Source organism: Novosphingobium sp. fls2-241-R2A-195, assembly GCF_030209485.1.
GTDB classification, from domain to species: Bacteria; Pseudomonadota; Alphaproteobacteria; order Sphingomonadales; family Sphingomonadaceae; genus Novosphingobium; species Novosphingobium resinovorum.
In genome coordinates, this window is the sequence record NZ_JARVRY010000022.1 from 41,608 (window position 1) to 67,960 (window position 26,353).

Annotated in this window: 32 protein-coding genes and 2 tRNA genes; 22 read left to right on the forward strand and 12 right to left on the reverse strand. The window is 65.8% G+C overall.

The annotated features are described in order from the left end of the window. The first annotated feature begins 216 nt into the window (after window positions 1-216). From QRN25_RS16300 to QRN25_RS16335, 8 genes are all read left to right on the forward strand, one after another. Complete coding sequence (locus QRN25_RS16300; protein ID WP_285020280.1) at window positions 217-657, forward strand: hypothetical protein; 441 nt, start codon at window positions 217-219, stop codon at window positions 655-657. Then, window positions 654-1,541, forward strand: a complete 888-nt coding sequence (locus QRN25_RS16305; RefSeq protein WP_285020281.1) for a UvrB/UvrC motif-containing protein — start codon at window positions 654-656, stop codon at window positions 1,539-1,541. The genes QRN25_RS16300 and QRN25_RS16305 overlap by 4 nt, the downstream gene beginning before the upstream one ends. Then, entirely contained in the window at window positions 1,538-2,290 is a 753-nt protein-coding gene (locus QRN25_RS16310; RefSeq protein ID WP_285020282.1) for a hypothetical protein, read from the forward strand. Before QRN25_RS16305 ends, QRN25_RS16310 begins: the two co-directional genes overlap by 4 nt. Then, entirely contained in the window at window positions 2,287-2,589 is a 303-nt protein-coding gene (locus QRN25_RS16315; protein WP_285020283.1) for a hypothetical protein, read from the forward strand. The genes QRN25_RS16310 and QRN25_RS16315 overlap by 4 nt, the downstream gene beginning before the upstream one ends. Next, a complete protein-coding gene (locus QRN25_RS16320; RefSeq protein ID WP_285020284.1) occupies window positions 2,586-2,825 on the forward strand; it encodes a hypothetical protein in 240 nt (79 codons plus the stop codon). Before QRN25_RS16315 ends, QRN25_RS16320 begins: the two co-directional genes overlap by 4 nt. Continuing rightward, on the forward strand, window positions 2,815-3,924 hold the full coding sequence (locus QRN25_RS16325) for a tyrosine-type recombinase/integrase (RefSeq protein ID WP_285020286.1): 1,110 nt from the start codon (window positions 2,815-2,817) through the stop codon (window positions 3,922-3,924). Before QRN25_RS16320 ends, QRN25_RS16325 begins: the two co-directional genes overlap by 11 nt. 455 nt (window positions 3,925-4,379) lie before the next feature. Further along, window positions 4,380-4,877, forward strand: coding sequence for a hypothetical protein (locus tag QRN25_RS16330; RefSeq protein WP_285020288.1), 498 nt, complete (start codon window positions 4,380-4,382; stop codon window positions 4,875-4,877). Continuing rightward, window positions 4,874-5,116, forward strand: coding sequence for a hypothetical protein (locus QRN25_RS16335; RefSeq protein WP_285020289.1), 243 nt, complete (start codon window positions 4,874-4,876; stop codon window positions 5,114-5,116). Before QRN25_RS16330 ends, QRN25_RS16335 begins: the two co-directional genes overlap by 4 nt. Window positions 5,117-5,178: 62 nt before the next feature. On the opposite strand, the gene QRN25_RS16340 is transcribed toward QRN25_RS16335, so the two are convergent. Together QRN25_RS16340 and yghU are read right to left on the reverse strand one after the other, a co-directional pair. Further along, window positions 5,179-5,253 (reverse strand) — tRNA-Gln (locus tag QRN25_RS16340). Window positions 5,254-5,353: 100 nt separating this feature from the next. Further along, the gene (yghU, locus tag QRN25_RS16345) at window positions 5,354-6,199 is read right to left on the reverse strand and encodes a glutathione-dependent disulfide-bond oxidoreductase (protein WP_285020290.1); all 846 of its coding nucleotides are present in this window, start codon (window positions 6,197-6,199) and stop codon (window positions 5,354-5,356) included. A 186-nt stretch (window positions 6,200-6,385) separates the two neighbouring features. Between yghU and QRN25_RS16350 the strand changes: the two genes are divergently transcribed. After that, window positions 6,386-6,973 carry a DUF7700 domain-containing protein gene (locus QRN25_RS16350; RefSeq protein ID WP_271181213.1) on the forward strand — a complete coding sequence of 196 codons (588 nt, stop codon included), beginning with the start codon at window positions 6,386-6,388 and terminating at the stop codon, window positions 6,971-6,973. 21 nt (window positions 6,974-6,994) lie between these two features. On the opposite strand, the gene QRN25_RS16355 is transcribed toward QRN25_RS16350, so the two are convergent. Both QRN25_RS16355 and QRN25_RS16360 read right to left on the reverse strand, forming a co-directional pair. Continuing rightward, entirely contained in the window at window positions 6,995-8,095 is a 1,101-nt protein-coding gene (locus QRN25_RS16355; protein ID WP_285020291.1) for a branched-chain amino acid aminotransferase, read from the reverse strand. 783 nt (window positions 8,096-8,878) lie between these two features. Continuing rightward, window positions 8,879-9,499, reverse strand: coding sequence for a hypothetical protein (locus tag QRN25_RS16360; protein ID WP_285020292.1), 621 nt, complete (start codon window positions 9,497-9,499; stop codon window positions 8,879-8,881). Between QRN25_RS16360 and QRN25_RS16365 the strand changes: the two genes are divergently transcribed. From QRN25_RS16365 to QRN25_RS16400, 8 genes are all read left to right on the forward strand, one after another. After that, complete coding sequence (locus tag QRN25_RS16365) at window positions 9,489-10,265, forward strand: TlyA family RNA methyltransferase (protein WP_285020293.1); 777 nt, start codon at window positions 9,489-9,491, stop codon at window positions 10,263-10,265. The genes QRN25_RS16360 and QRN25_RS16365 overlap by 11 nt on opposite strands. An 89-nt stretch (window positions 10,266-10,354) precedes the next feature. Further along, entirely contained in the window at window positions 10,355-10,909 is a 555-nt protein-coding gene (locus QRN25_RS16370; protein ID WP_285020294.1) for a TspO/MBR family protein, read from the forward strand. A 41-nt stretch (window positions 10,910-10,950) separates the two neighbouring features. Further along, the gene (locus QRN25_RS16375; protein WP_008832515.1) at window positions 10,951-11,202 is read left to right on the forward strand and encodes an accessory factor UbiK family protein; all 252 of its coding nucleotides are present in this window, start codon (window positions 10,951-10,953) and stop codon (window positions 11,200-11,202) included. 79 nt (window positions 11,203-11,281) lie between these two features. Continuing rightward, window positions 11,282-11,545 carry a hypothetical protein gene (locus QRN25_RS16380; protein WP_036523786.1) on the forward strand — a complete coding sequence of 88 codons (264 nt, stop codon included), beginning with the start codon at window positions 11,282-11,284 and terminating at the stop codon, window positions 11,543-11,545. A 27-nt stretch (window positions 11,546-11,572) separates the two neighbouring features. Then, window positions 11,573-12,178 (forward strand): DNA repair protein RecO, encoded by a 606-nt coding sequence (gene recO, locus QRN25_RS16385; protein ID WP_271181207.1) that lies wholly within the window; start codon window positions 11,573-11,575, stop codon window positions 12,176-12,178. A 10-nt stretch (window positions 12,179-12,188) separates the two neighbouring features. Then, window positions 12,189-13,232: a 3-isopropylmalate dehydrogenase gene (gene leuB, locus QRN25_RS16390; RefSeq protein ID WP_285020296.1), complete on the forward strand. Its 1,044-nt coding sequence runs from the start codon at window positions 12,189-12,191 to the stop codon at window positions 13,230-13,232. 58 nt (window positions 13,233-13,290) lie between these two features. Beyond that, a complete protein-coding gene (locus tag QRN25_RS16395) occupies window positions 13,291-14,487 on the forward strand; it encodes a glycosyltransferase (protein WP_008832550.1) in 1,197 nt (398 codons plus the stop codon). A gap of 26 nt (window positions 14,488-14,513) precedes the next feature. Next, entirely contained in the window at window positions 14,514-15,107 is a 594-nt protein-coding gene (locus tag QRN25_RS16400) for a DUF2238 domain-containing protein (protein WP_502910473.1), read from the forward strand. Here QRN25_RS16400 and QRN25_RS16405 read toward each other — a convergent pair. After that, window positions 15,094-16,374 (reverse strand): phospholipid carrier-dependent glycosyltransferase, encoded by a 1,281-nt coding sequence (locus tag QRN25_RS16405; RefSeq protein WP_285020299.1) that lies wholly within the window; start codon window positions 16,372-16,374, stop codon window positions 15,094-15,096. The two genes, QRN25_RS16400 and QRN25_RS16405, sit on opposite strands and share 14 nt — an antisense overlap. An 80-nt stretch (window positions 16,375-16,454) precedes the next feature. Here QRN25_RS16405 and QRN25_RS16410 point away from each other — a divergent pair, with 80 nt between their 5' ends. From QRN25_RS16410 to QRN25_RS16425, 4 genes are all read left to right on the forward strand, one after another. Continuing rightward, window positions 16,455-17,663: a trans-sulfuration enzyme family protein gene (locus tag QRN25_RS16410; protein ID WP_285020300.1), complete on the forward strand. Its 1,209-nt coding sequence runs from the start codon at window positions 16,455-16,457 to the stop codon at window positions 17,661-17,663. A gap of 73 nt (window positions 17,664-17,736) precedes the next feature. Next, a tRNA-Asn gene (locus tag QRN25_RS16415) sits at window positions 17,737-17,811 on the forward strand. Between the two features lie 86 nt (window positions 17,812-17,897). Next, window positions 17,898-18,296: a Co2+/Mg2+ efflux facilitator ApaG/CorD gene (gene apaG, locus QRN25_RS16420; RefSeq protein ID WP_008831267.1), complete on the forward strand. Its 399-nt coding sequence runs from the start codon at window positions 17,898-17,900 to the stop codon at window positions 18,294-18,296. A 37-nt stretch (window positions 18,297-18,333) separates the two neighbouring features. Then, window positions 18,334-19,116 carry a LysR family transcriptional regulator gene (locus QRN25_RS16425; RefSeq protein ID WP_285020303.1) on the forward strand — a complete coding sequence of 261 codons (783 nt, stop codon included), beginning with the start codon at window positions 18,334-18,336 and terminating at the stop codon, window positions 19,114-19,116. A 210-nt stretch (window positions 19,117-19,326) separates the two neighbouring features. Here the strand turns inward: QRN25_RS16425 and rlmN are convergent, their stop codons facing one another. Beyond that, a complete protein-coding gene (gene rlmN / locus QRN25_RS16430) occupies window positions 19,327-20,655 on the reverse strand; it encodes a 23S rRNA (adenine(2503)-C(2))-methyltransferase RlmN (RefSeq protein ID WP_285020305.1) in 1,329 nt (442 codons plus the stop codon). Window positions 20,656-20,936: 281 nt separating this feature from the next. On the opposite strand from rlmN, the gene QRN25_RS16435 reads away from it, so the two are divergent. Beyond that, window positions 20,937-21,608 carry an outer membrane protein gene (locus QRN25_RS16435; protein ID WP_285020307.1) on the forward strand — a complete coding sequence of 224 codons (672 nt, stop codon included), beginning with the start codon at window positions 20,937-20,939 and terminating at the stop codon, window positions 21,606-21,608. Window positions 21,609-21,661: 53 nt separating this feature from the next. On the opposite strand, the gene QRN25_RS16440 is transcribed toward QRN25_RS16435, so the two are convergent. Genes QRN25_RS16440 through QRN25_RS16465 form a run of 6 tightly spaced genes read right to left on the reverse strand, consistent with a single transcriptional unit; the run spans window position 21,662 to window position 26,324 of the window. Continuing rightward, complete coding sequence (locus tag QRN25_RS16440) at window positions 21,662-22,165, reverse strand: hypothetical protein (RefSeq protein WP_285020308.1); 504 nt, start codon at window positions 22,163-22,165, stop codon at window positions 21,662-21,664. 38 nt (window positions 22,166-22,203) lie between these two features. Next, a complete protein-coding gene (locus tag QRN25_RS16445; RefSeq protein ID WP_285020310.1) occupies window positions 22,204-22,749 on the reverse strand; it encodes a TPM domain-containing protein in 546 nt (181 codons plus the stop codon). Next, window positions 22,734-23,510, reverse strand: coding sequence for a TSUP family transporter (locus QRN25_RS16450; RefSeq protein ID WP_248005939.1), 777 nt, complete (start codon window positions 23,508-23,510; stop codon window positions 22,734-22,736). Before QRN25_RS16450 ends, QRN25_RS16445 begins: the two co-directional genes overlap by 16 nt. After that, a complete protein-coding gene (gene greB / locus QRN25_RS16455) occupies window positions 23,507-23,986 on the reverse strand; it encodes a transcription elongation factor GreB (protein ID WP_036523799.1) in 480 nt (159 codons plus the stop codon). The genes QRN25_RS16450 and greB overlap by 4 nt, the downstream gene beginning before the upstream one ends. Window positions 23,987-24,016: 30 nt before the next feature. Further along, on the reverse strand, window positions 24,017-24,313 hold the full coding sequence (locus tag QRN25_RS16460; protein WP_285020311.1) for a hypothetical protein: 297 nt from the start codon (window positions 24,311-24,313) through the stop codon (window positions 24,017-24,019). Window positions 24,314-24,332: 19 nt separating this feature from the next. Next, on the reverse strand, window positions 24,333-26,324 hold the full coding sequence (locus tag QRN25_RS16465) for a lytic transglycosylase domain-containing protein (protein ID WP_285020312.1): 1,992 nt from the start codon (window positions 26,322-26,324) through the stop codon (window positions 24,333-24,335). Window positions 26,325-26,353: the final 29 nt, after the last annotated feature.

Genomic DNA, 26,353 nt, shown 5'->3' on the forward strand with positions numbered 1-26,353 from the left:
GTCAATCTGGAGGATCAGGCCGAACATTGGGCGGGTCCGCGGGCAGCGGACCCGGAGAAGGCAGCTCAATGGCCGGGCCCGGACCTTGGAAACAACAAGTCGGCGAGGGCGATGACGGCCTCGTCAAGCAACGGTCGTCGCTCTGGCGGGGGGCAGAGCAGCCCGCCGGGGCTGGAGCAGGTGGCACGGATAGTCACTGGGGACATCCCGGACGAGATGGCAGCGATCGATCTGCCGCCAGCGACGGCGGCGCTGATCGCGCAGTCCCCTCGCTGGGCGGCGCCAGCCGCACAGAACCACAAGGGCAGCAGCGAGGGCAGCATCATACGCTCGGACGGCAAGTCAAGGGAGGACATCCTCTCGTATCAAGCCGAGCAGTTCTTCCGCCCGCCGTCATCCCCGGACCAACCGATAGCCGGTGGATCGACGTCCTCGACCGATTCCCCGAACTCCAACCAGCCCTCAGTGAAGAGGAAGCTCAATCCCATCTTCGTCGAGGCGTTGATGCGGTGGCCCACCGGGTTGAGCGGCTTCGAGCGACAGGAAACGGCGTGGACCCGGTGGCTGCATGTACAGCTTGGCTTTCTCTCGGCGCTTTACTCGACGCCAGCCGCCCGCGGGCCTGAGCAGCACGACATTTTCGGAGAATCAGCGTGACCGAGCGCACCTTCCGGCTCCATGACACGAGCCTTCTCGTTTCTGCCAGTACGGGCGAACCCCGGCGCGATCGCGTCGGAGACCGCCCGGACTATGAGACCTTCAATCGCCTGCTCTCCGTCCTTGCGGACGCAGGGTTTGCGATCGGGCGTGACCCTCAGATCGAAAAGAACTGGCCGATCCTTGGCAGGTATCACCGCGAAGGCAAGCGCAGCACGCCTGCGGGCGATCTGTGGTTCAGCGCTGAGACGTATCCGACTGGATGCAGGATCGAGTTCTTCCAGCAGGTCGTGACGGTGAACAGCAACGGCGGGAAATACGACTTCGATCGGCGCCAGAAGATGCCGTATCTGATCGGCAAGGCATTCGAGGCCGCGCTGCGTCGAATGCGCGCGCATCTGATCGAGCGCGGATTTGCTGAAGAGGTGAAGCTCGAGAGTCCGGTGCCGGACCCCATGGCCTACTTCAACGCGAAATGGAACATGGAGCACGAGCGCAGGAACGGAACCAATCGCTTTCAGCGCGGGCCTGACGGCTGGCCTGATGACACCGTGATCGGATCGCATGGTAATCGCCTGGATCGCGACAAGGTCCGGATCGAGCACGGATCCGTGCGGTATTTCCGCACCCATCGCGGCCACCTAATGCGGGGCCGCGTCTATGGCGGGATTAACGGAATGTGGATGGTTATCTACGGCCCCGGCCTGCGCGATCACACGCACCTTTCGTGCTGCGAACTTTTCCTCTGCGATCCTCGCGAAGTCCCGCGCCGCCTCCACCCTCGTGGCAAGGCTCGCCTTCAGAAGGCGCTCACCGCTGCGGTCGAAACCGAGAACTACGAGCGCGCCATTGTGCTGCGGGATCAACTGAAGAGGGCGGCATGACCGAACTCAAGGCATTCACCGTAAACGAGCCCATGGAGTACACCGGCGGCATCGTCTTCGCGAAGTCGAACATCGTTGCCCGCCGCCTTGGGGCCAACGAGTACAACGACGGCGAGATCACCGGCATGTCCGTGAGACGTGCGCCGTGGGCCGATAGCTACCTCGGTCAGCCGATTCCGGCTTCCCTCTTGATTGCACATGGCTGGCATTTCGAGTGCTGCGGTTGCGGCATCCGGATCGACGACGATCTCTACAACTGGCAGGACCGGTGCGGCGTCGATGACACGTTCCGCGAAATGCTGGCGATCGCTCGGCGCTATCGGAAGTGGTCAAGCGACAGCGTGATCGGCACTCAGCGCTCCGCCGTCTTCTGCGACCAGCAGTGCAAAGATGCGCACGATGCCTATCGCGCTGAATGCAAGTCCAAGGAGGCGCGAGCAATAGAGGCATTCAAGGCGAAGATCCTGCGACGGCTCCCGGATGCCGAGCTAATCGACGACCCCGACATGCTCCGACCTCATGCATATGCCACGACCCATAAGGGTCGTATCGTTGTTAGGCAGGTGGTCGTGGAGTTTACGCTCCCCGGGCTGCAGTACGGCCCGGCCAGCCTGCGGTGGGAAAGTCATCTCGCCAGCCGGTACCGGAAAGCGGAGAAGCCGCACTACTCGTGCTGCAACGGTGATCGCGAGGCCTTCGAAGCCTACGCCGCGGCGACGAAGGTCCAGCCGCAGGAGAAGGCGGCGTGACCGGGCGCGCCATCGTTCGCGGCGAAACCACCATCGAGGCGGGCGGGGTCATCCACCACGATGACCAGCCGCTGTCATGGGAGGAGGCTGACACTCGGGCAGGACGGCGCTTGGACCGACGCAGGAACTGGGCTTTCTTGGAAGGCAAGCTGTGCGTCACCGTTTCATGGACGCAGCCGTGTTCCGGTTGCTCCGAAGGATACGGCCGCCGCGGCTTCGGTTGTGACGAATGCGGCTATCACGGCAAGGTGCGCAACGCGTGCTGGGTCCCCGCATCGATTTTGGAGATCGAGGTATGACTCCACGCCTGCAGGACAAGTCCGGCATCTGCGCCTACCTGGGCGACATCAGCGCCGCGACCTACGACAAGTGGCAAGCGCGCGGCCTAGTGCCCGGCCCGATCCGGGGCACCAACCGCTACGACGTGCGCGCCCACGACATTGCCCTCGATCGCGCCAGCGGCCTCGCCGCGCCATCCGCCGGCCAGCCGCGCCGCGATCCTCTCGACGAGTTCCTTGGAAACCATGCGCATTAAGCTGAAGGGCGTCTACGCGGCACACAAGCGCGCGAAGAACGGTCGCTCCGTTACCTACTACCACCTGCGCCACGTCGGCGCGATCAAGCCGCTCTCGGGCGATGAGGATGCGCCGTTCTACCCGGGCAGCGAAGCCTTCATGCGCGCCTACAACGCGCTGATCGATGCGCCGCGCCGCGCCCGCACCACGGGGACGCTGCAGCAGATCATCGACGGGTACATGAAGAGCAGCGCCTATGCGAAGTTGGCGGCTCGCACCAAGTCCGACTACCTCGGTCACCTCGATAAGATCGCCGTCGCCAAGTTGACCAAAAACGGCCCTGAATTCGCCACATATCCGCTGGAGGCGATTGAAAGCCCCAAGATCCGCAAGCTGCTGCTGGACTGGCGCGACGAGATGGCGAAGCGCTCGCCGCGCCAGGCCGATGCCACGCTCGGCGTCCTGCGCATCATCCTGGAGTGGGCGCGGGACCGTGGTATGATCGCGCACAACCATGCCACCCGGCCGAAGAAGGTCTACAAGGCCGATCGCTCGACGAAGCTATGGCTTCCCCACCACATCGAGGCGTTCCGCGCAGTCGCCCCGCCTGAGATTCTGCAGGCCATGGAGCTGGCTCTCTGGACCGGGCAGCGACAGAGGGACGTTCTGATCATGCCGTGGAGCGCCTATCAGGAAGGGCGCATCCGGCTCGTGCAGGGCAAGCGCAAGCGTCAGGTCAACATGCCCGTCTATTCGTCCCTGCGCACCATGCTCGACGCGTTGCCGCGCCGGGGCGACAACGACCCTATCCTTGTGACCGACAAGGGTGTCTCGTGGACGGTCGATCCGAAGCCCGTCTGGTTTCAGCACCAGTGGCGCGCGGCCACGCTCGCGGCGGGGCTCGACGGCCTGCACTTCCACGATATACGCGGGACCACCTGCACCATGCTCGCCGATGCGGGATGCACACCGTCGGAGATCGCATCGATGCTCGGATGGACCGCGAAGACCGTGATGGAAATGCTGGAGAGATACCAGGCGATGACGGCCGCGCAGAGCGACTCGGCGGTGGCGAAGCTCGAGGCGCACCGGGCGCCAGCTGCGCAGGAGGAAGTATGATTGACGCCGACAAGCCAGACGCGATGGCGAACGGGCTGACGAAGGCGCGCGTGGCTATGGTCTTGGCGCTTCCATCTGACGGAAGCTGGGGGCGAGTGCCTAGCCGCAGTGTAGCTAAACGAGCTTGGCGGAAGATGCTGCCGTCAGTGATCGACCACAAGCATTGCCCCGAGGATGCAAATGAGTGGTCGCTGACCGATTTCGGTATCCGGATACAGTCCCAACTCCGCGCCCAACAAGGCAGTGCGGGAGGGGAGGACTTATGAGGAAATCCCGCATTCGGCCCATCCGCCGCGCTTTGCTCAAGCTGGCAATGTGGGGTGATCCAGAGGCCGGGTGGCCCGAGGATAGCGATGCTGATCGGTGTATGGAAAGCGCAAAGGCCGGGTGCCTTGAGGACGAAATCAGGCTGGAGCGCGGATACTACGCGCTTCGCTATCTGCGAGGGGGTTTCGATGACTGACTTTTCCGCCGACAAGCTGCGCGCGCTGGATGAGGGGCCGCAACTCCAGCGCATCATGTTCACCTGCGAAGGCTGCAAGCATCTGACCACCGAGGATTGGGTCGAGTACCCTGACGGCGAGCGGGACAGCGACACAAGCGCATGGTGCAACGCTGGCGAGAAGCGCAACCTTACCGCGTACTGGTCTGCCGGCAATCAGCCGCCTTCGTGGTGTCCGTTCCCTGTCCCCAGCATCCTCGCAATAGCAGAGCGAGAGAAGCGGAAAGATGCGGAAATCGCGCGACTTCAAGAGGTCGAAGACCGGGCGTGGCGTGAGGCAAGGGAGCTAGTAATAGGCTCAAACGCCGACCTCGGTGGCGGGTCCGGCCTAACGTATCGCCGCATCATTTCCGGTTTGACTGCGGCCATCCACAACAGGGAGTTGCGGACTCTGTCGGGTCGAGTTGCCGACCTCATCGCCCGCCGTGCTCTCGGGGAGGAAAAGTCGTGAGCATGTCCATCGCTGACGTGATTGAACTCATCCGCGAGTATGGCGACGTCAATTTCCAGACGTGCACCGACAACATCCTGCTGGACCCGGTCCTGAGTGGGAAGGGCTTCACGCCGGAGAACATAGAAAAGAGCGAATCAATGCAGGTGATCAGCACGATCCACTCAGCCAAATATCACGCGTGCCAAGATCTGATCGCGCTCATCGAGCGACGACAGGAAGGCGGGAATAAGTGCTGAAACAGGTGCTGAAAGCGAAACGCCTCCGTCGCATTGACAGGGTGCGACTCAGCAAAAAATGCTGGCTGGGGCGGCAGGATTCGAACCTGCGAATGCCGGTACCAAAAACCGGTGCCTTACCACTTGGCGACGCCCCAGCGGATCGGCCGTGCATGGCGCCGCCGATCGGGAGAGGGGCGCTTAGCGTGTTGTCCCGGCGCTGGGAAGAGATTTTCCGCAGCGCCGGGCACATCATTTTCAGGCGTTCAGCACCGCGTCGATGTCGGCGGCGCTGTGGCGCTCGGGCACGAAGCCTTCGCCCTTGCGGTTAACGATGCGGCCACGGCGCACCGGCCCGCGCGCGCCCAGTTCCTCGCCCCAGCGCGTGAGGTTCTCGTAGCTCGGGACGTCGAGGAACGTCGCCGCGTCGCCATAGGCGTCGCCGCGCACAAAGCCGCCGAACCAGCCGTAGGCGGCAATGTCGGCGATGGTGTACTCGTCACCCGCCAGATAGCGGGTTTCGCCGAGGCGCTTGTCGGCGACGTCGAGGATGCGCTTGGCCTCCATCGCGTAGCGGTCGATCGGGTACTGGTACTTTTCCGGCGCATAAGCATAGAAGTGGCCGAAGCCGCCGCCCAGCATCGGCGCGCTACCCATCTGCCACATCAGCCAGTTCATGCATTCGGTGCGGCCGGGGCCGGAGGTGGGCATGAAGGCGCCGAACTTCTCGGCAAGGTGGAACAGGATCGAACCGGATTCGAACACGCGTACCGGCTCTGGGCCGGACAGGTCGAGCAGGGCGGGGATCTTGGAGTTCGGGTTGATCGACACGAAACCCGAGGAGAACTGGTCGCTGTCCGAGATCGAGATCAGCCACGCATCGTATTCTGCGGCATATCCGGCGGCGAGCAGCTCCTCGAGCATGATCGTCACCTTCTGTCCGTTCGGGGTGCCGAGCGAATGGAGCTGGAAGGGATGCTCCCCGCGCGGCAGTTCGCGTTCGAAGCGGGCACCGGCGGTCGGGCGGTTGATGCCGGCGAACTCGCCGCCGTTAGGCTGGTCCCAGGTCCAGACCTTGGGCGGGGTGTAGGTGAGATCGGCCATGCTGGAACGCTCCTTGGGAGATGGAATACGGCGCACAGGTAGGTTCGCGAGGGGGCGCCGACAAGGCCGGGACATGGCAATAAAGGCGCTCCGTCCGGACGTTCGATCAAGCCGGTACGGTTGACAGCGGGGAGCTTCGCGCGTGCAATCCGCCTATCGGATAAAGAGACGAGGGGAGACCGCGCCATGAACACCACCGTTGCCATGCGGCCGGCAGGTAACCGCACCGTCGAGACGATCCGGGGGCAGCATCACAAGTTCATGCTCATCCCGATGATCGAGCGCAATGCCCGATGGTTCGACGCCGGGCCGGTCTCGATCGCGGTGGAGGCACGGGCGCTGGGGGATTCGCCGCAGCGCATGGTCCGGGGGCCGAGCATCCACGTCTTCAACGCCGCTCGCACCGAAGAATACCTGCGCTTCGATGTTTTCGGGCGGGTGCTGCACTATCACTACATCCTCAATGCAGAGGGGCACAACGTGCTGTGGGGCTACGACCCGGACGTCAACGGGCCGATGATTCCGTGGGTGGTCGCAGCCTTGCTGCACCGGCTGCCGGTGATGCTGCGCCGTGCCGGGACCGAGGTTCTGGCGGACGAAATTGAGCAGCAGGGCTGGGACAGCTCCGTCCTGCCCGATGTCGCACGGGAGGCGGCGGCGGCGCTTGCTCCGCGCGAAGACGACATGGTCAGGGCGCGCGAGGGGATGGACTGGATGTACGAATGGAAACGCATCCATCCGCAGTTCAATACGGTGGAGGAGGGGGAGTACTGAGCCTCCCCCGAATCCCCTGCTTCAGCCGATCTTGCGGATCCAGCCGTGAGTGTCCGGCGCTTCGCCGCGCTGGATCGACACGAGGCGGTTCTTCAGCTTGCCGGTCAGCTGGCCGGGGCCGCCGGTGCCGATGGTGAAATCTCCATCGCGGCCCGAGACCTTGCCGACCGAGGTGACGACCGCAGCGGTGCCGCAGGCGAACGTCTCGATCAGCTTGCCCGAAGCGGCATCCGCGCGCCACTGGTCGAGGCTGTAGCGGCCTTCCGTCACCGTCAGGCCCTCTTCACGGGCGAGTTGCAGCAGGCTGTCACGGGTGATGCCGGGCAGGATGGTGCCGGTCAGTTCAGGAGTCAGCAGGGTGCCGTCGTCGAACGCGAAGTACAGGTTCATGCCGCCCAGTTCCTCGATCCACTTGTGCTCGGCGGCGTCGAGGAAGACGACCTGGTCATGGCCGCGCGCGATCGCTTCGGCTTGGGGGACGAGGCTGGCGGCGTAGTTGCCGCCGCACTTGGCTGCGCCGGTGCCGCCGGGGGCGGCGCGGGTATAGTCCGAAACCCAGATCGAGACGGCAGGCGCGCCCGACTTGAAGTAGTTGCCCGCCGGGCTGGCGATGACGATGAACTTGTACTGCTTGGCCGGGCGCACGCCGAGGAACGCCTCGGTGGCGATCATGAACGGGCGCAGGTAGAGCGACGCGCCTTCGCCCTCGGGAATCCAGGCGCGGTCGATCTGCACCAGCTTCTCGATGGCTTCGACGAACACGCTTTCCGGCAGCGCGGGCATGGCGAGACGCTCGGCCGACTGGTTGAAGCGCGCGGCGTTGGCTTCGGGGCGGAACAGCGCGATGGCGCCGTCGGCCTGCTTGTAGGCCTTGAGGCCCTCGAAGATTTCCTGCGCATAGTGCAGCACCGCCGCCGCCGGATCGAGCGGGATCGGCTGGCGAGGGCCGATTACCGCGTCATGCCAGCCCTGACCTTCAGTCCACTCGATCGTCACCATATGGTCGGTGAAATTGGTGCCGAAGCCAGGGTTCGCCAGCACGGCTGCGCGCGTCTCGGCGCTGGCGGGGGCGGGGTGGGCAAGGGTGGTGAAAGTCAGGCCGGCATCGGCGAGAGTCGCCATCGAACGTATCCTCAAGTCTGCAACAGAATTGCGCCGTTGAACGAAAATTTCGCAGAATGCAACCCGTAAGCAATATTGCTACTCAGACATTCAGTCTTAGCACGATGGTCCGGAGAGGCAAATCATCGAAGAATACCCCTCCGTCAGCGACTTCGCCGCTGCCACCTCCCCATCGCTTCGCGACAGGGAGGATCAAGCCCATCCTCCCTGTCGCGAAGCGATGGGGAGGGGAACCGCCGACGCAGTCGGCGGTGGTGGGGCGCACAAATGAGAAGGGCCGCACCGGCTTGCCGGTACGGCCCTTCGCATGGTCAGCGGCCGGGAAGTGCCGCCAGCGAAGCCTTTATCGCTTGTTTATCAGCGATAATGCCTCGCGACGGGAATTGCCGACCTCTCTGCTGAACCATGAGACATCGGATCACCTCCTTTCGCGCTGTTTAGCCATAGTGCGCCGCTTTCACGGCTGGGACTTCGGCTGCTCCCGGGCGCGTATCCCGAAGGCCGTTGTCTTGAGTGAAATCTGGTATATTCCGCAGCGCACAACAAGTCTTGAAAACTAATTTTTTCAGGTCATGATCTTCGCTTCCGGCCAGTTATCCCCAGCCGCGCGGTGATTTGAAATCGCTGCTTTTGGGGGCTCTGGAGTGCGGCCTAAAATCACCCTTTTTGATGTTGCGCGCGGCTTGGCTCCGTTCGACAGGCTCAGCCTGAGCGGGATTCAAAAGTGATCTTTCAATCCCGCTCAGGCTGAGCTTGTCGAAGCCCCGTCGTTAAGGCGCTCCCTCAGCGGCAATCCTCGATCACACGCGAGATTTCGGTCCAGCTCGGCAGGTAGAGCGTGGGCTCCCCGGTCACTGATACGGCGAAGCGGCCGCGACTGAATGCCATGGCGTCGAGCGCCGAATCGCGGGCGGGCAGGGTGACGACCACGCCGCGCGGCGTGGCGGTGCCGGTCAGCGCGCGTGCGCCGGTGGAACTGGTGATCGACATGCCCACCGCTCCTGCCCGGGGCGCTGCGGCGCGCAGGAGGGTGACGGTGCGCGCGGTGTCGCACTGGACGATGAACTGGCCGTTCCCGAACGTCGCGCCCGAGGCGCTGCCGTTGCCCGCGTAGCTCCAGCTGCCCGGCGTCTGCGGTGCATCGCGCCAGTCGGCGGCCATTGGCGAGGGCGGCGGGGCGGTCGGAGTCGTCGGGCGGGGCTGCGGTGCATGCGTGGCGCCGGGGCGCGGGGCGGGCGTGCTCGGCGGCGGCGGTACGCATCCCGACAAAGCCGCCGTTGCAGCGAGACCGGTAAGAAGCAGGGCGGAAAGAGGGGTGGCGCGGCTGCGCGGATTTGCCTTCATGCCCGTGGTATGGAATGAGGCGCCGCCCATCTCAAGTGCATACCATCCCATGACCGACACGCCTCGCCCCCGTTCCCCTGACAAGAAACCTGCCAAAGTGCGGGTCGACCAGCTGCTCGTCGATCGCGGGCTGGCGGAGAGCCGTACCCGCGCGCAGGCGCTGGTGCTGGCGGGCCTCGTGTTCTCGGGCGAGACCAAGATCGCCAAGCCGGGCCAGTCGGTGAAGGACGACGCAGCCATCGAGGTGCGCGGCCGCGACCATCCCTGGGTCTCGCGCGGGGGGATCAAGCTGGCCCACGCGATCGAACATTTCGGGCTCGATCCGAAGGGCGCGGTCGCCATGGACATCGGCAGTTCGACCGGCGGCTTTACCGACGTTTTGCTGACCAATGGCGCGAAGCGGGTGTTCGCGGTCGATTCGGGCACCAACCAGCTCGCGTGGAAACTGCGCACCGATCCGCGCGTGACCGTGCTTGAGCAGACCAGCGCCCGCATCCTTACCCCGGAGCAAATCGACGCGCCGTGCGACTGGGTGGTGTGCGACGCCAGCTTCATCGGCCTCGCCAAAGTGCTCGAAGTGCCGCTGCGCCTCGCCGCGCCGCGCTGCCGGGTGGTCGCGCTGATCAAGCCGCAGTTCGAGGTCGGGCGCGGCGAAGTGGGCAAGGGCGGCGTGGTCCGCGACCCGGCTCTCCACGCCCGCGTGTGTGAGGAAGTGCGCGAATGGCTGGAGGGCGACGGCTGGGAAATCCAGGGCATCGTCGAAAGCCCGATCAAGGGTCCTGAAGGAAACGTGGAGTTTCTCGTTTCGGCACACCGGGGTCACTGACTGTTCGCTAACGATTGCGCAGCGGCCCGCCGCGTACCACAAACCGCGCCATTCTTGGGTAAATTCCTGATTCGGGACCTTTTGCGCGCATGAACCTGTTAGCTTCCCCCGGCCAGTTGCGCGCCAGCCTGATGCGCTGGCTGCTGGTATGCGTTCCCGTCGTGCTGCTGCTGGGGTTCCTCTCCGGACAAATGGCGGGAAGCGGGCCGGGCAATTCATGGTTCGACGCATTGGTGAAGCCCGCCGTCTATCCGCCGCCGGTGACTTTCGCGATCGTGTGGTCGGTGCTCTACGTGATGATGGGAGTGGCGCTGGCGATGGTGCTCGCGGCGCGCGGCGCGCGTGGGCGCGGGATCGCGGTGCTGGCCTTCGCGGTGCAGTTCGTGCTGAACCTGGCGTGGTCGCCGGTGTTCTTCGGCATGCACCGGATGAGCGCGGCGCTGGTGCTGATCGCGGCGATCCTGTTGGCGGCGGTGGTGACGACGATACTCTTCGCCCGCGTGCGCACTGTCGCGTCGGCGCTGCTGCTGCCTTACGTATTGTGGCTGGTCTTCGCGACTTATCTCAACTTCGCGTTCCTGCAGGCCAACCCGGGCATGGACGGCGTACAGCGTTCGAGCGCGGTGGAGCGGTTCGACATCTGATACCCCTTGCGCCTTGCCTTCGCGCGCTCCATTTAGGGCCCATGCAAAGCGAAAACCCCTTCGTCGCCGACTTCGCCAAGATGTTGAACAGCGCCGCCGGCACTCTTGCGGGCATGGGCCGCGAGGCGCGCGATTCCGCGCGTGAGCGCGTAAAGGAGTTCATGGGTGACATGGACTTCGTCAGCCGCGAGGAATTCGACGCGGTCAAGGAACTCGCCGCCACCGCGCGTGCAGAGACGGAATCGCTCAAGGCGCGGCTCGACGCGCTCGAGGCCAAGCTGGGCGCCAACTGATCAGCTTGCGTTATGTGCGCCGGGAACGTTTCTCGCGCACGCAGGGTTGAACATCGCGATAGCCCATGAAAGGCACGCGATGTTCACGCAGCTCAATCCTACCATTCCGCTTCACGTCGTCGGCAAGGGCGATGGCTATGCCATCGGCATGATCGACTACGGGCAGGAGCACAATCTGATCTGGGTCACCGCTCTCGACGGTTCGGGCGAGATCTGGTGCGCGCCCAACCAGACTGTCCGCCTCGGCCGCAACTGGACGATGGGGCGTGTGGAAAACCCCCTCATCACCAAGGACAAGCAGGCCGAGAACGCGCGCGCCGAGGTCGAGGAAATTTGCAACTGACGTACTGAACCGGCAGACAAGGGCGCGATGCACTTTCGCGCCCCCGCCCTTGTCTGCGCCGCCCTGCCGCACGGCGAGAACGCCGTCATTGCGCGCCTGCTGACCGCCGACCACGGCCTCGTCGCGGCCTTCATCGCCGGGGGAAGGGGGCGCGAACTGCGGCCGGTCCTGATTCCCGGCAACACCGTCGAGGCGGACGTCCGCTCGAAGTCCGACACCCAGCTTCCCTTCGCCCGCCTTGAACTGCTCCAGAGCCGCGCGCCCTGGATCACGGAGCCGTTGCCCGCCGCCGCGATCGGCTGGGTCACCGCACTCGCGGCCTCGGTCCTGCCCGAGCGGCAGCCGTTTCCCGCTCTCTACGAGGCGCTGTCGGGCGTGCTGGAGGCGATCTGCGTCGCGCCGTCCGCGCGCGGCTGGGCGCTGGGGCTCCTGCGCTACGAAGTGCTGACATTGCGCGAACTGGGCTACGGCGCGCGAATTGCGCGCCCGCCGGAGCACGATTGGCCCGCGCTGCTGGCCACCTTCGACGCCATTGGTCGAGAATTGGCCCGCTACCCGCTTGCCGATCGCAGAAGAGACGTTATGGCGGCGCGCGTCCTGCTGCGCGAGCGGCTGGCTCGGATCGAGGCTTGAGGAAACGACTATGCGCATCGCTGTATTTGCCGGAGACGGGATCGGTCCCGAAGTGACTGCCGAGGCAGTCCGCGTGCTCGAAGCGCTGCAGATCGACGGTCTTGAGCTGGTCGAGGGCGACGTCGGCGGCGCGGCTTATCGCAAGCACGGCCACCCGCTGCCCGCCGCGACGCTGGAGATCGCGCGGTCTTCCGACGCGATCCTGTTCGGCGCAGTGGGCGACTTTTCGCTCGACCACCTGGAGCGCGCGCTGCGCCCCGAGCAGGCGGTGCTGGGCCTGCGCAAGGAACTGGGCCTCTTCGCCAACCTGCGTCCCGCGACGGTGTTCAAGGGCCTCGAGGACCTCTCCACCCTGCGCCCGGAAGTTGCCGGCAAGATCGACCTGCTGATCGTGCGCGAACTCAACGGCGACGTGTATTTCGGCGAGAAGGGCACCCGCACGCTGGAAGACGGCCGCCGTCAGGGCTGGGACATGATGTCCTACGCCGAGGACGAAGTGCGACGCATCGCCCACGCCGGTTTCAAGGCCGCGCAGGGTCGCTCGAAGAAGCTGTGCTCGGTGGACAAGGCCAACGTGCTGGAAACCTCTCAGCTGTGGCGCGACGTGGTGATCGAGGTTTCGGCCGAGTACCCGGATGTCGAACTGACTCACATGTATGTCGACAACGCGGCGATGCAGCTGGTGAAGAACCCCGGCGCCTTCGATGTGATCGTCACCGGCAACCTGTTCGGCGACATCCTGAGCGATCAGGCCAGCATGTGCGTCGGCTCGATCGGCCTGCTCGCATCGGCCAGTCTCGCGGAAGGCACCTTCGGCCTCTACGAGCCGATCCACGGTTCGGCCCCGGACATCGCGGGCAAGGGCCTGGCTAATCCAATGGCGACGATCCTTTCCGCCGCCATGCTGCTGCGCCACTCCTTCGGTCTCGAAGCTGAAGCGGCCCGCATCGAAGCCGCCGTTGCGGCCGCGCTCGCGGACGGTATCAAGGGCGGCGACCTCGGCGGCTCGGCCGGCACGAAGGAAATCGGTGACGCGGTGCTTGCGCGCCTGTAAAGGTTGCGCCGCTACGCAATAATCGTTTCTTGACGTTTACAACCTAAAAACAGGGCGCATGAACATTTCCACGACCGATCTCGCGCAGGCTTCCGAAGCCGCCGTTCGCGCAGTTTCGCCGCAGGCGAAGCCGCTGGAACTGGCGGTGGTCCTGCCGACCTACAACGAGCGCAAGAACATCGCGACGATGATCGAGCGACTCGACAAGGCGCTCGCCGGAATCGCGTGGGAAGCCATCTACGTCGACGATAACAGCCCCGACGGCACCTCGGACGAGGCGCGCCGCCTGTCGCTGTCCGATCCGCGCGTGCGCTGCATCCAGCGCATCGGCCGCCGCGGCCTTGCCAGCGCCGCCATCGAGGGGATGTGCTCGACCGCCGCCCCTGTCGTCGCGGTGATGGACGCCGACCACCAGCACGATCCCGCGCTGCTGCCGGGCATGCTCAAGGCCGTCGCCTCGGGCGAGTACGACCTCGCCTATGCCTCGCGCTTCGCCGAGGGCGCCAGCACCGAGGCATGGGGCCGCCCCGACCGCGTCAAGGCATCGGGCTTCGCCAACCGCATCGCCAACAAGGTGACCGGAGTGGAGCTGACCGACCCGATGAGCGGCTTCTTCATGCTGCGCACCCAGACCCTGCGCGCCGACGCGCACCGCTTGTCGGGCGTCGGCTTCAAGATCCTGCTCGACATCCTGGCCACGGTGGACACCCCGCTGCGCGTCAAGGAATTCCCCCTCAACTTCGCCGCGCGAGCAGAAGGCGAAAGCAAGCTGGACCAGACCGTCGTGTTCGAATTCCTCGTGGGCCTTTACGACAAATGGCTGGGCCGGATCATCCCGACCCGTTTCGCGCTGTTCGGCACCGTGGGCGCCATGGGCGTGGTGGTGCAGCTGGCGGTGCTGTGGACGATGCTCCACGTCGTCTTCGGCGAGCGTTTCGTCTACGGCAACTGGTCCGAGAGCACGACCTTCAACATTGCGAACACGATCGCCGCGCTGGTGGCGATGACGTTCAACTTCGTGCTCAACAACGAACTGACCTATTCGGACAAGCGCCTGCGCGGCTTCGCACCGCTGATGCGCGGCTGGGCACAGTTCGCGCTGACCTGCTCGCTGGGCCTGCTCACGAACATCGGTTCGGCCGCCGTGCTCAAGACCATCGGCATCCACGATGTGCTGGCGGTGATCACCGGCGTGCTGCTGGCCTCGGTGTTCAACTTCGCGCTCTCGTCGAAGTTCGTCTGGGGCAAGTACTGATCCCGAACCGCACGCAAGCGGTTCTGCTGGGGCTGACGGCGCTATGGGCGCTCGTCAGCCTCATTGATTCGCCGTACCCGAGCCTCGCGCCGCTGCAGAACCTGCCGACGCTGGTGATCGTCGCGGGGTTGTGGCTGGCGCTGCGGCGCTGGCCGATGCCGACGAGCGCGGTAGCCTGCGCCTGCCTGTTCCTGTGGCTGCACACGCTGGGCGGTCGCTACATCTATTCCTTCGTTCCCTATGAGGATTGGGCGAGGGCCGTCGGTCTGCCGTCGCCCACTGTGACACTGGGACTGCAGCGCAATTCGTGGGATCGGCTCGTCCATTTCAGCTTCGGGGCCTGCTGGGTCCATCCCATCTCGGCCTGGCTGGCACGGCACCGCAAGCTCTCGCTTTCGCTGGCGACTTACATCGCGGTCGAGTTCGTGCTGGCGGGCAGCGCGATCTATGAAATCTTCGAGTGGCTGTTGACCGTGTTCATGGCCGGGCCCGACGCGCTCGCCTACAACGGGCAGCAGGGCGATCCGTGGGACCCGCAAAAGGACATGGCGCTCGCGGGGATCGGCGCGGTGGCGGCGGCAGGGTTCCTGCGGCTGCGCACGCGGCTTACCGCCAGCTAGGCAGCCACATCCACACGTTGTAGGCGTCCTTGAACGGCAGCGGCCAGCCCGAGATGATCGGGTAGAACACCACGAACAGCGCCAGCGACAGGCCGAAGACCCACCGCGCCACCAGCCGCCAACGGTCGCGCCGGTCCCACAAGGCGTCGAGGCCGAGCGCCAGCAGCGCCATCAGGAACGCGCCCGGCAGCAGGTAGTGGTAGTAGAACTGCACCGGCTTGCCGTTCACCGCCCACATGCCCACGCACACGAAATAGAGCACCGCGAAGAACAGCACGTCCCGGCGGCCGCGGAAGAGGGCGGCCCACACACTCCAGAAGAACGCGAGGAGGCCCGCGATCATCGCCATCGGATTGCCGATCATCACCACGCCGCGGTGCGCGCCGTCGACGTTCTGGAACAGATACCAGATGCCCCGCCAGTCGACGATCCACTGATACCAGTACGTCTTGTAGGGGTGCGGCTTCTTCACGCTATCCTGCAGGCGTACCATCAGTTCGTGCTGTTGGACGAAGCCCCAGGGCGAGAGGGTATGGTGCGGGTAGAACATCGCCGGGATGAACGTCGCCCAGTAGACCGCGATCGGAAACAGGCCGAGCCACAGCGCGGCTTCGAGCAGGCTCACGCCCTTGATCGGCCCGGCCCCGCGCTTGCCGATGAAGACCGGCCCGGTATCCGCGATGCGCATGGCCAGGAAGGCAAGGCCGGGCATCGCCAGTGCCGGAGCACCGCTCCACTTCGCGCCCAGCGACAGGCCGAGGGCCAGGCCGCTCAGGATCAGGTGCAGGCGCGCGATGCCGGTGCGCTTCGCCCGCCAGGCGGCGGCGAACTGCCACAGGCCCACCATGCACATGCCTGCGGCGATCATGTCGAGCATGGCGATGCGGCTTTGCACGAACCACATGAAGTTGGTGGCCAGCAGCGCCGTCGCCAGCACCGCCGCGCGGCGCAGCTGCGTCACGTGCCAGACCAGCCGCGCAAAGGCGAACAGGCCGAGTCCGCCGAATAGTGCCGGGCCGAGGCGCCACGCCAGCGGCTTGTCGCCCAGCAGGTGGATGAAGCCGGCGATCACTTCCTTGGCGAACAGCGGATGTTCGCGGTTGGCGGGGATCAGCTCCAGCAGCTTGAGCGCGGCGGGGACGTAGTGAACCTCGTCGAAGTAGTAGCGCGAGGGGATCGTCAGCCGCCACAGCACCAGCGCCTGGAACGCCGCGACGATGAGAAGGCACCAGCCGAGCGGATCGCGATTTTGACGGGAGAGTGGCATCGGATGCGCGGATAAAGAGGGGCACGGGTTTGGGCAAGCGCGCTTGCACAGACTCGCGCGCGCCCTTAGAGGCTTGCGCCATGAAACGCACCACCGGACAGGACCGCAGCCAGACCCAGAACTGGCGCCCCGCAACCCGCGCCATCCGCGGAGGCACCTGGCGTTCGGAAATGGGCGAGACCAGCGAAGCGCTGTTCCTGACTTCGGGTTACAGCTACGACGATGCCGCCACGGTCGCCGCCCGCTTCCAGGGCGACGAGGAAGGCATGACCTACTCGCGCCTGCAGAACCCGACGGTGGCGATGCTGGAGGAGCGCATTGCTCTCCTCGAAGGCGCCGAGGCGTGCCGCACCCAGGCCACCGGCATGGCGGCGATGACCGCCGCGCTGCTGTGCCAGCTTTCGGCGGGCGACCACATGGTGAGCGCGCGCGCCGCCTTCGGTTCGTGCCGCTGGCTGGGTGACCACCTGCTGCCGCGCTTCGGCGTGGACGTGACGCTGGTGGACGCCGGTGACACCGCGCAGTGGGAAGCGGCGATCCGCCCCAACACCAAGGTCTTTTTCTTCGAGACCCCGGCGAACCCGACCATGGGCGTCGCCGACCTCGCCGCGATCGCTGAGATTGCTAAGGCCCATGGCATCACTACGGTCGTCGACAACGCCTTCTGCTCGCCGGCGCTGCAGCGGCCGCTGGAGTTCGGCATCGATGTCGTCGCCTACTCCGCGACCAAGCTGATGGACGGGCAGGGCCGTGTTCTTGCTGGCGCCGTCTGCGGATCGGAACAGTTCATCAACGACGTGCTGCTGCCGTTCCAGCGCAACACCGGGCCGAACCTCTCGCCCTTCAACGCCTGGGTCGTGCTCAAGGGCCTCGAGACGCTGGACCTGCGCGCCAAGAAGCAGAGCGAGAACGCGCTGGCTCTCGGCAAGTTCATGGAAGATCGCGTGCCCACGATCCTGCACCCCTGGCTCGACAGCCACCCGGCGCAGGCGCTGGCGATGAAGCAGATGGACGCCTGCGGGCCGATCTTCTCCTTCGTGCTCGACGGCGGCCGCGAACAGGCACACGGGTTGCTCGATGCGCTCAAGCTCATCGACATCTCGAACAACATCGGCGACTCGCGTTCGCTGATGTGCCACCCGGCCTCGACCACGCACCACAACATGGGGCCGGAAGGCCGCGAGGCGATGGGTATCGGCGAAGGCATGCTGCGCATCAATGTCGGCCTCGAGGACATCGAAGACCTCAAGGAAGACATGGATCAGGCTTTGAAGGCCGTGGGTCTTTAAAGTAGCGCCGACGCGGTCGCGTTGAAGAGCGACTGCCAGTTTAGCCTGCCAGCCCCCGACGCTGGCAGGCCGTTCCCCGATAGCTCAGCGGTAGAGCATTCGACTGTTAATCGAATGGCCGTAGGTTCGAATCCTACTCGGGGAGCCAAAGTCCGATAGCGGAGCAGATTGCCGGAACCTGCTCACTTCTACACGGTTGTAGCCTGAAAGAATCGTGGTTAGGTTGCCCGTGTCATGAAGGAACTGTTCCAGCACTCCGCGATCACCGACGGCCTCACCGTGCGTGTGGCCGTCAATTTCCTGCCCGAGCAATCGCGTATCGAGGCGGGTAAATGGTTCTGGGTGTATCACATCCGGATCGAGAACGAGACCGACCACACGCTGCAACTGATGACCCGTCACTGGCGCATCACCGATGCCAACGGCAAAGTCGATGTGGTCGAGGGTGAGGGCGTCGTCGGCGAACAGCCGTTGCTCGAACCGGGCCGCAGTCACGACTACGTGTCGGGATGCCCGCTTTCGACGCCGCAGGGTTCGATGGAGGGGTATTACACCTTCCGCCGCGATGACGGCACCGAATTCCGCGCCAGCATCCCCTTCTTCCCGCTTGCTGCGCCCGCGACCGCAGGCTGATATTGCCCCGCGCGACCGTGGCGCTTAGGGAAGCGTCATGAAGCGTACGCACCTGCCCCTCAACGCCCTGCGCGTCTTCGACGCAGCGGCACGCCATCTCTCGTTCACCCGCGCCGCCGACGAACTGGCGGTGACGCCCGCCGCCGTCGGCCAGCAGATCCGCGCGCTCGAGGATCTGCTCGGCGTGGTGCTGTTCCGCCGCACCAGCAAGGGGCTCGAATTGACCGAAGAGGCGGGCGCCGGCCTTGCCGCTCTGCGCAGCGGGTTCCTCCATTTCGAGGACGCCGTGCAGGCGATGCAGGCGGGGCAGTCGAGCCACGTCTACACCATCGCCTGCCCGCGCGAGTTCTTCGCCGCCTGGTTGGCGCCGCGCCTTGCCGCATTTCGCGCTGCGAATCCGCAAGTGCGATACGTGCTGGTCGATGGCGAGATGACGGATTTCACCGAGGCGAACCTCGACCTTGCGGTGCGCTGGACGGATGGGCCGGGCGACCTCGAAGGCGTGGCGCTGGGGGCGGCCGAATGGGTCGAGGTCGGCTCGGGCGACTGGATCGGCTGGCCCGGAGATCCGGAGCCCGATGGCGAAGGCGAGGAAGCCAAGCCGCCGGTTCTGGTGAGCGATGCCGGGCAGGCGATCGCCGCCGCGCTGGCGGGTGTCGGGCGCGCCCGGATTCCAGCACTGCTGGCGGCGGGCGTTGCCGGGCGCGATGCCGAAGTGGGCGAGCCGACGCCGAGCCGCCGGGGCTACTGGCTGGTAGCGCCGACGCCGCAATGGCGGCAGAAGAAGGTCAAGGAACTGGTCGCGGCGTTGACCGGGTAAGGGGGCGGCCGCAACCTCGCGCACAGTCCTTCGACAAGCTCAGGACGAGCGGGGTTTGGGTAAGTACCATTCGTCATTGCGAGCGTAGCGAAGCAATCCAGGGCGGCTCAAGACTGCGCTGGATTGCTTCGCTACGCTCGCAATGACGAATGGTTATGATTTCCGCTCAGGCTGAGCCTGTCGAAGCCCCGGCACGCGGGGCACGACCGTTCAGCCCAGCAGCGCCGCTTCCTTCTCCGCCAGCAGGCGGTCGATCTCGGCGCGGCTCTTCTTTTCCGCCGCCGTCTTGAGCTGGCCGCAAGCCGCATCGATGTCGCGCCCGCGCGGCGTGCGGATCGGAGCGGAAATGCCGCCCTGGAACACGATCTCCGAGAACGAACGGATGCGCTCGGGCGTCGAGCATTCGTAAGGGGCGCCGGGCCAGGGGTTGAACGGGATCAGGTTCACCTTGGCGGGCAGCTTGTAGTGCTTGAGCAGGCGGACCAGTTCGCGCGCGTCGTCGTCGCTGTCGTTCTTGTCCTTGAGCATCACGTATTCGAAGGTGATGCGCCGCGCGTTGCTGGCGCGCGGATAGTCGGCGCAGGCCTGCAGCAGCTGCTCGATGCCGTACTTCTTGTTCACCGGCACGATCTCGTCGCGCACTTCCTTGGTCACCGCGTGAAGCGAGACGGCAAGGTTCACGCCGATCTCCTCACCGCAGCGTTCCATCTGCGGGATCACGCCCGAGGTGGAGAGGGTGATGCGGCGCTTCGACAGGGCGAGGCCGTCACCGTCCATCACCAGCTTGAGCGCATCGCGCACGTTGTCGAAGTTGTAGAGCGGCTCGCCCATGCCCATCATCACGATGTTGGTCAGCAGGCGGCCGCTGGGGTGGTAGCCGCCTTCCTCGTCATCATCGTCACCGATGTCGTCCATCAATGCGGCGAGGCGGCGGCTGTCTTCGGCGTTCTTGGGCCATTCACCGAGCGAATCGCGCGCCAGCATGACCTGGCCGACGATCTCGCCCACGGTCAGGTTGCGCACGAGGCGCATGGTGCCGGTGTGGCAGAAGCGGCAGTTGAGCGTGCAGCCGACCTGCGAGGAGACACAGAGCGTCCCGCGATCGGCGTCGGGGATGAACACCATCTCGAAGTCGTGCGCGTCCGCCGTGCGCAGCAGCCACTTGCGGGTGCCGTCGCTGGAGTGCTGCGCCTCGACGATCTCCGGGCGGCCGATGACGAAGCGTTCGGCCAGCCAGGGGCGCATGGTCTTGGCGATGTCGGTCATCGCCTCGAACTCGGTCACGCCGCGGTGGTAGAGCCAGTGGTAGACCTGCTTGGCGCGCAGCTTGGCGGCCTTCACGTCCAGCCCGGCGCCTTCGAACAATTCGGCGATGCGCTTCTTGGGCAGGCCGATGAGGTCGATGCGCCCGTCTTCGCGCGGGGTCACGCCGTCCACCAGGGAGGGACGCGCCACGGTCATCGGGTCGACGTTGCCCGGGATCGGCGTGAGGCCGGCGGCGGTCGAGACCGCTGCGGTGGAGATGTGCTGCTCTGACATGATCGGCGGGCATATAGTGCATTTGCCCTGCAAACGGAAGATGCGTGCCCGCGCGAACGGCGGGCGCTTCGTAGGGTTCCCGTCACACATCGCGTCTCCGGCCCGGCCCATCGACGGAGTGTGACCAAAAAACATCAACGTTTTCGTTGTGTTAGGTTCAGGAAACTCGGGAGGGCCGGTGCGCTTTTGACCAGTCCAAGGCGGAACGATCCGCTCGATGGAACCTCGATGGGCAAGCGGGAATACCCCGCCTCACGGGTTGGTTTTTTGGAGTACCGTTTATGAAGAAGATCCTTGTTTGCCTCGCCGCAGGAACCGCGATGGCTTCGGCCGCCCCGGCCTTCGCGCAGGACGTCGCCCCGGTCGATCCGTTCTCGCAGTTCCACGTCGAGGCGCTTGGCGGCTACGACATCACCAAGGCGGGCAGCAGCATCGACGACGACGCCAACGCGGACAACGACCAGTCGATCGACGGCTTCACTTACGGCGTCGGTGCGGGCTACGACTTCCGCTCGGGCAACCTGGTGTTTGGTCCGGAAGCGGAAGTGACCTGGTCGACCGCCAAGACCAAGTTCGATGACGGCGACTTCGAGGGCTTCGGCATCGGCAACGTCAAGACCAACCGCGATCTCTACGTCGGTGCCCGTGTCGGCTACGTCATCAGCCCGAAGACGATGATCTACGCCAAGGGCGGCTACACCAACGCCAAGTTCGACGTGCGCAGCACCTTCGGCACGGTCGAGACCAACCGCGACATCGATGCCGACGGCTGGCGCATCGGCGCGGGCGTCGAGCAGGCGGTGACGAACAACGTCTTCGCCAAGCTCGAGTACCGCTATTCGAACTACAGCAAGGGCGAGATCGACTACACGAACGAAATCCCCGACAGCCAGCGCTTCGGCCTCGACCTCGACCGTCATCAGGTCATGGCGGGCGTGGGCGTGCGCTTCTAAGGCTTCACGGCCTCATGGCGAGGGAAGGGCGGGGCCGTGGCTCCGCCCTTCTTCTATCTGAGTCGGGCGCAGCCGATCAGCGCGGCATCCATGGCGGAAGCGGCCCCTGGCAGGACATACGTATCGCCGAAAGGCAGCCCCCGGTTGTCGCGCGAACCGATGGTCATCGAGCGGGCCGAGCGCATGGCGGCGGTGATCGCGGCGTTGTCGGCATCGCTGCGCGGCCATGCGTCGCCGCCACCGCCGGTCAGTTGCAGGCGCCGGTCACCCACGCGAAGGGTGATCACCGCATTCTGCGCGAGCTTGCGCGACAGCCGGAAATGCACCTGCCCCCGCGCTCCGCGCCTCGGCCACGTGCCGATCGCCGCATAAGGCTCGTAGTCCCGCCGCTTCGCGCTCGGCTCGGCCTTGGCGATGGCGTAGCAGCGCGGGACGAGCGGATCGCGAAAGGCGCCCCAGGTCCCGTAGAGGCCGAGGCTTTCACGGGCCTGTGCCGAGGGGGCGAGGGCCAGGCAGGTAATGGCTGCCGTTGCAGACAGGATGCGGAGAAATGTCACTCGCGCCTCATCGCATGAAATGGGGTCATGCGACATGCTCAGCGCAGCAGGGCTACAAGGCTGTCCACGCCCCGTTCGAGTCCACCGGCAAAGTCGCCTTGCTTGAAGGTGGGCAACATATCCTGCTCGATGATTTCCTTGCAGCGCGGGTCCGTCAGGGTGCTTTCAAGGCCGTAGCCTACGGATATGCGTACCTTGCGTTCGTTCGGTGCAACCAGCACGACTACGCCGTCATTGTGTCCCTTGCGGCCGATGCCCCAGCGCCGGGCGAGATCGACAGTGTAGAAGAGAATATCCTCGCCGCCCAACGACGGCGTGGTGACGATCACCATCTGATGATGCGTGACCTGCTCAAGAGCGTGCAGGCGGGCGGTGAGGCGTTGCTCTGCGGCGTCGTCCAACACCCCTGCAGCGTCGGTGACGAACCCCGTCTGGACGATGGGCGCACCGAGTTGCCGTACGTCAGCCGCCGCTGTGTCGGAAGGCGTGCCTGCCGGTGCGCCATCGCAGCCGACGGCGAGCAGTGGCGCCGCCAGCGCGATCAAGAGTTTCGAGCGGGCCATGCCTTTCAGAACAGGCTCCACAGCGGGTTCTTCGGGTCGGAGAGCAGCTTCACCGTCAGCGCGAAGGACATGACGACGAGCAGAGGCCGGACGCCCTTGCCGCCGTAGCGGATCGCGAGGCGCGCACCGACCTGGTTGCCCGCGACGTTCGCCGCCGCCATGCCCGCCCCCAGCAGCCACAGTACCTTGCCGCCCGCGATCATCGCCAGCAGCCCGGCGACGTTGGTGGACAGGTTCAGGAACTTGGTATTGGCGATCGCGCGCACGAGGCCAAGCCCGCCCAGCGCCACCAGCGCCGTCGTCAGGAACGAGCCGGTGCCGGGGCCGAAGAAGCCGTCGTAGAAACCGATGCCGGTGGTGATTAGCGTCAGCCCTAAGCGGCCGACGCGGGCGTGGCGATCGACCTCGCTCATCGGCGGGGCGAGCAGGAAGTAGAGCCCCATCGCGATCAGCAGCACCGGCACGAAGGCGGCGAGGAACTTGGGATCGACGAACTGCACCGCAGTTCCGCCCGCTACCGAGCCGACGAAGGCGCCGAGCGCCGGAAAGGCGAAGGCCTTGAGGTCGACATGCCCGGCGCGGTGGAAGGTCAGGAAGGCGGAGGACGTGCCGATGGTGCTCTGCAGCTTGTTGGTCGCCAGCGCAGAGACGGGCGGTATGCCCGCTGCCATCAGCGCCGGGATCGTCAGCAGCCCGCCGCCGCCCGCCAGCGCGTCGACCCCGCCCGCAAGAAAGGCGATGGCGATGAGGAAGCCGATCGCTTCGACGCTCAACTCCATCATGGGTAGCTTACCGCCATGATCTCCCACTCCTTCTCGCCGGACGGGAGGCGCACGATGCGCAAGTCGCCCACGCCTGCGCCGCGCAGGGCGCGGGCGATCGGGGCGCTCCAGCCGATGCGGCCGGTGGAGGCGTCCTGTTCGTCGTCGCCGACGATGGTGATGGTCAGGCGCTCGTCGTCCTCGTCGGCGAGTTCGACGGTGGCGCCGAAGAACACCTTGCCGCGCTCGGTCTGGTCGGCGGGATCGACGACGCGCAGCGCCTTCATGCGGCGGGCGAGGAAGGCCAGTTCGCGGTCGATCTCGCGCATACGCTTGCGGCCGTAGAGATAGTCGCCGTTCTCGGAGCGGTCGCCGTTGCCCGCCGCCCACGATACGATCTCCACGATCTCGGGGCGCTCCTTGCCGAGCAGGTGGTCGTAGCGGGCGCGCAAGGCGGCCATGCCAGTGGGAGAGATGGGAGGACCGGCGGGTTTCATGTCGCCGCTGATAGGGCGAGCGGCGCCCGATTAGAAGCGGCGTTTGCGCGTCATCAACCATGCCAGCGCGCAGGTGCCGACGAGCGGGCCGATCCAGTCGATCCACTGGTCCAGCTTGGGCCAGACGCGCAAATCGAACGGCCCCCACCACGGCATGTTCGTGCGCAGGCCGTGGCCGAACTGCTCGATCCAGCGATACTCTGCCTGCGCCGCCTCGCGCCCGATGAAATAGGCGCTTGCGAGCGCCGCGCCGGTCCACCAGTTGCCGGTCAGGCGGGCGACGAGGACCTGCACCGCCAGCGCCAGCAGCAGATGTTCGAGGTACATCACCGGGCGGGCGCGGCGATCAGCCCGGCGCGCGCTTGCCCGGCATTAGCCGCGAGAGCTTGTTGGCGCCGTTGTAGTCCGACTTCTCCGGATACATCGTCTCGTAGACCACGGCGTTCTCCAGCACGCGCTGGACGTAGTTCTTGGTCTCGTAGATCGGGATCTGCTCCAGCCAGTCGAGCCACTCGACGGAGCCGGTGCGCGGATCGCCGTTGGCGCGCAGCCACTTGTTCACGTTGCCGGGACCGGCGTTGTAGGCGGCAATGGCCAGCGGCAGGGCGCCGCCGAAGTAGTCCTTCACGCGGCGGAAGTAGGCGTCGCCCAGCAGGATGTTGTAGCTGGGATCGCTGATCAGCGCGCCTTCGTCATAGGCGAGGCCCATCTTGCCCGCCTGCTCGCGCGCGGTGCCGGGCATCAGCTGCATCAACCCGCGTGCGCCCGCGTGGCTGAGCGCGTTCTGGGCGAACTGGCTCTCCTGCCGGGCGAGGGCGTGGACCATCGTCCAGTCGGTGCCCTGCGGGGTGGGCACCAGCGGGAACGAAATCTTGCCGAACTGGTCGAACCCGCCCGCATGCGCGCTCTGGCCCATGATGACGGCGAGGTCGCGGCGGCCGATCTCACGCGCCAGATCGGCGACGAGCACGTAATCCTCGGCGGTCTGCGCCTGGTTGGATATCTCGCGGTAGAACTGCACGCCGGTGCGCCAGTCGGCGTCGCGGGCGACGTCGCGCACCGCCCGCGTGATCGGCAGCGAGGCGAACGAGGTGCGCTGGGCCATGCTCGGCACCGCGCTCGGCCGGGTGTCGAGGTTGGGGATCGGGCGGCTCAGCCGTTCGAGCGAAAGCTGGCCGTAGAAGTACTGCGGATACTGCGCCGCCATCTCGAAGTAGCGGTTGGCGCCCGCCGTGTCGCCGCCCATCGCGGCGGCGCGGCCAGCCCAGTAGAAGCCCTTGGAGCGCGTGCCCGGCGTCTGCGCGGCGGCGCCGTAGCGGTAGAACAGCGGTGCGGCCTGACGGGGGCTGGAGAGGCTCCACAGTGCCTTGGTGCCGCCCAGCCACATCAGCGTGGTGTAGTCGTCGCGCACGCGGAAGGACTGGCGGCTGACGTCCGTGCCGGGGGCGAAGGCGTCGTCGATCGAGGCGGCGATGCGCACCGCGCTCGATGCGTCGGCGGCTTTCGCGGCGGTGAGCAGTTCGCGCACCCACTGCTCGGGCTGGGCTACCGGGCGCGACAGCGGCGGGCGATTGGCGAGCAGGCTCACCGCACCCGCGCTGTTGCCCGAACGGCGCGCCTGTACCGCGCGGTTGTAGATATAGCCGGGGTCGGACGCGATGCCGGAGGGCAGGCTCATCCCCAGCGTGCCCGGGGCCGAGCCTTGCAGCAGCGTCAGTCGCTCCATGAACTCGGAGCGGCGCGCGGCGGAGACGAAGGAAATCTGCCGCTCGGCCTGCGCGGTTTCGCCCTGCCACAGCAGCGCATCCATGCGCGCGTCGTGATCGGCGGCGGTGAACTGGCCTCGATAAAGCCCGAGGAGGGCGGCCTCGTCCGAATCGATCAGCGCCCCCATGCGCCAGGCGGCGACGGCATTGGTCGCGGCATCCGCGCGGCGCATCGTCGATAGCGCCACGGCATAGCGGCCCGCCGCGCGGCTGCCGATCGGGGCGAAGCGGTCGAAGTAGCCGATCACCGCCTGGGCCGAGGGCGATTCGGTCAGCAGCGCCTTTTCGGCATAGCCCCTGATCTTGTCCTGCTGCGGATAGCCCGGATAGGTCAGCAGGAACGAGGTATAGGCGGCGAAGCCCATGCGGTCGTTGGCGCTCAGCAGCTTCCACTGGTCGATCGACTGGTGGACGTTCATGTCGTGCGTCTGCATCGACTGCGCCCTTGCCGCATCCCATTCGCGGCCGTCCGGCGTCCCGTAGGGCGACGTTGACTGGGCGAGTGCGGGAACGGCAAAAACGGTGAAAGAAATGCTCAGCAGCAGGTGGGGGGCGCGCAACATGCTGGACATTTTCTCAAGAGGCTCCTTATCAGGCGCTG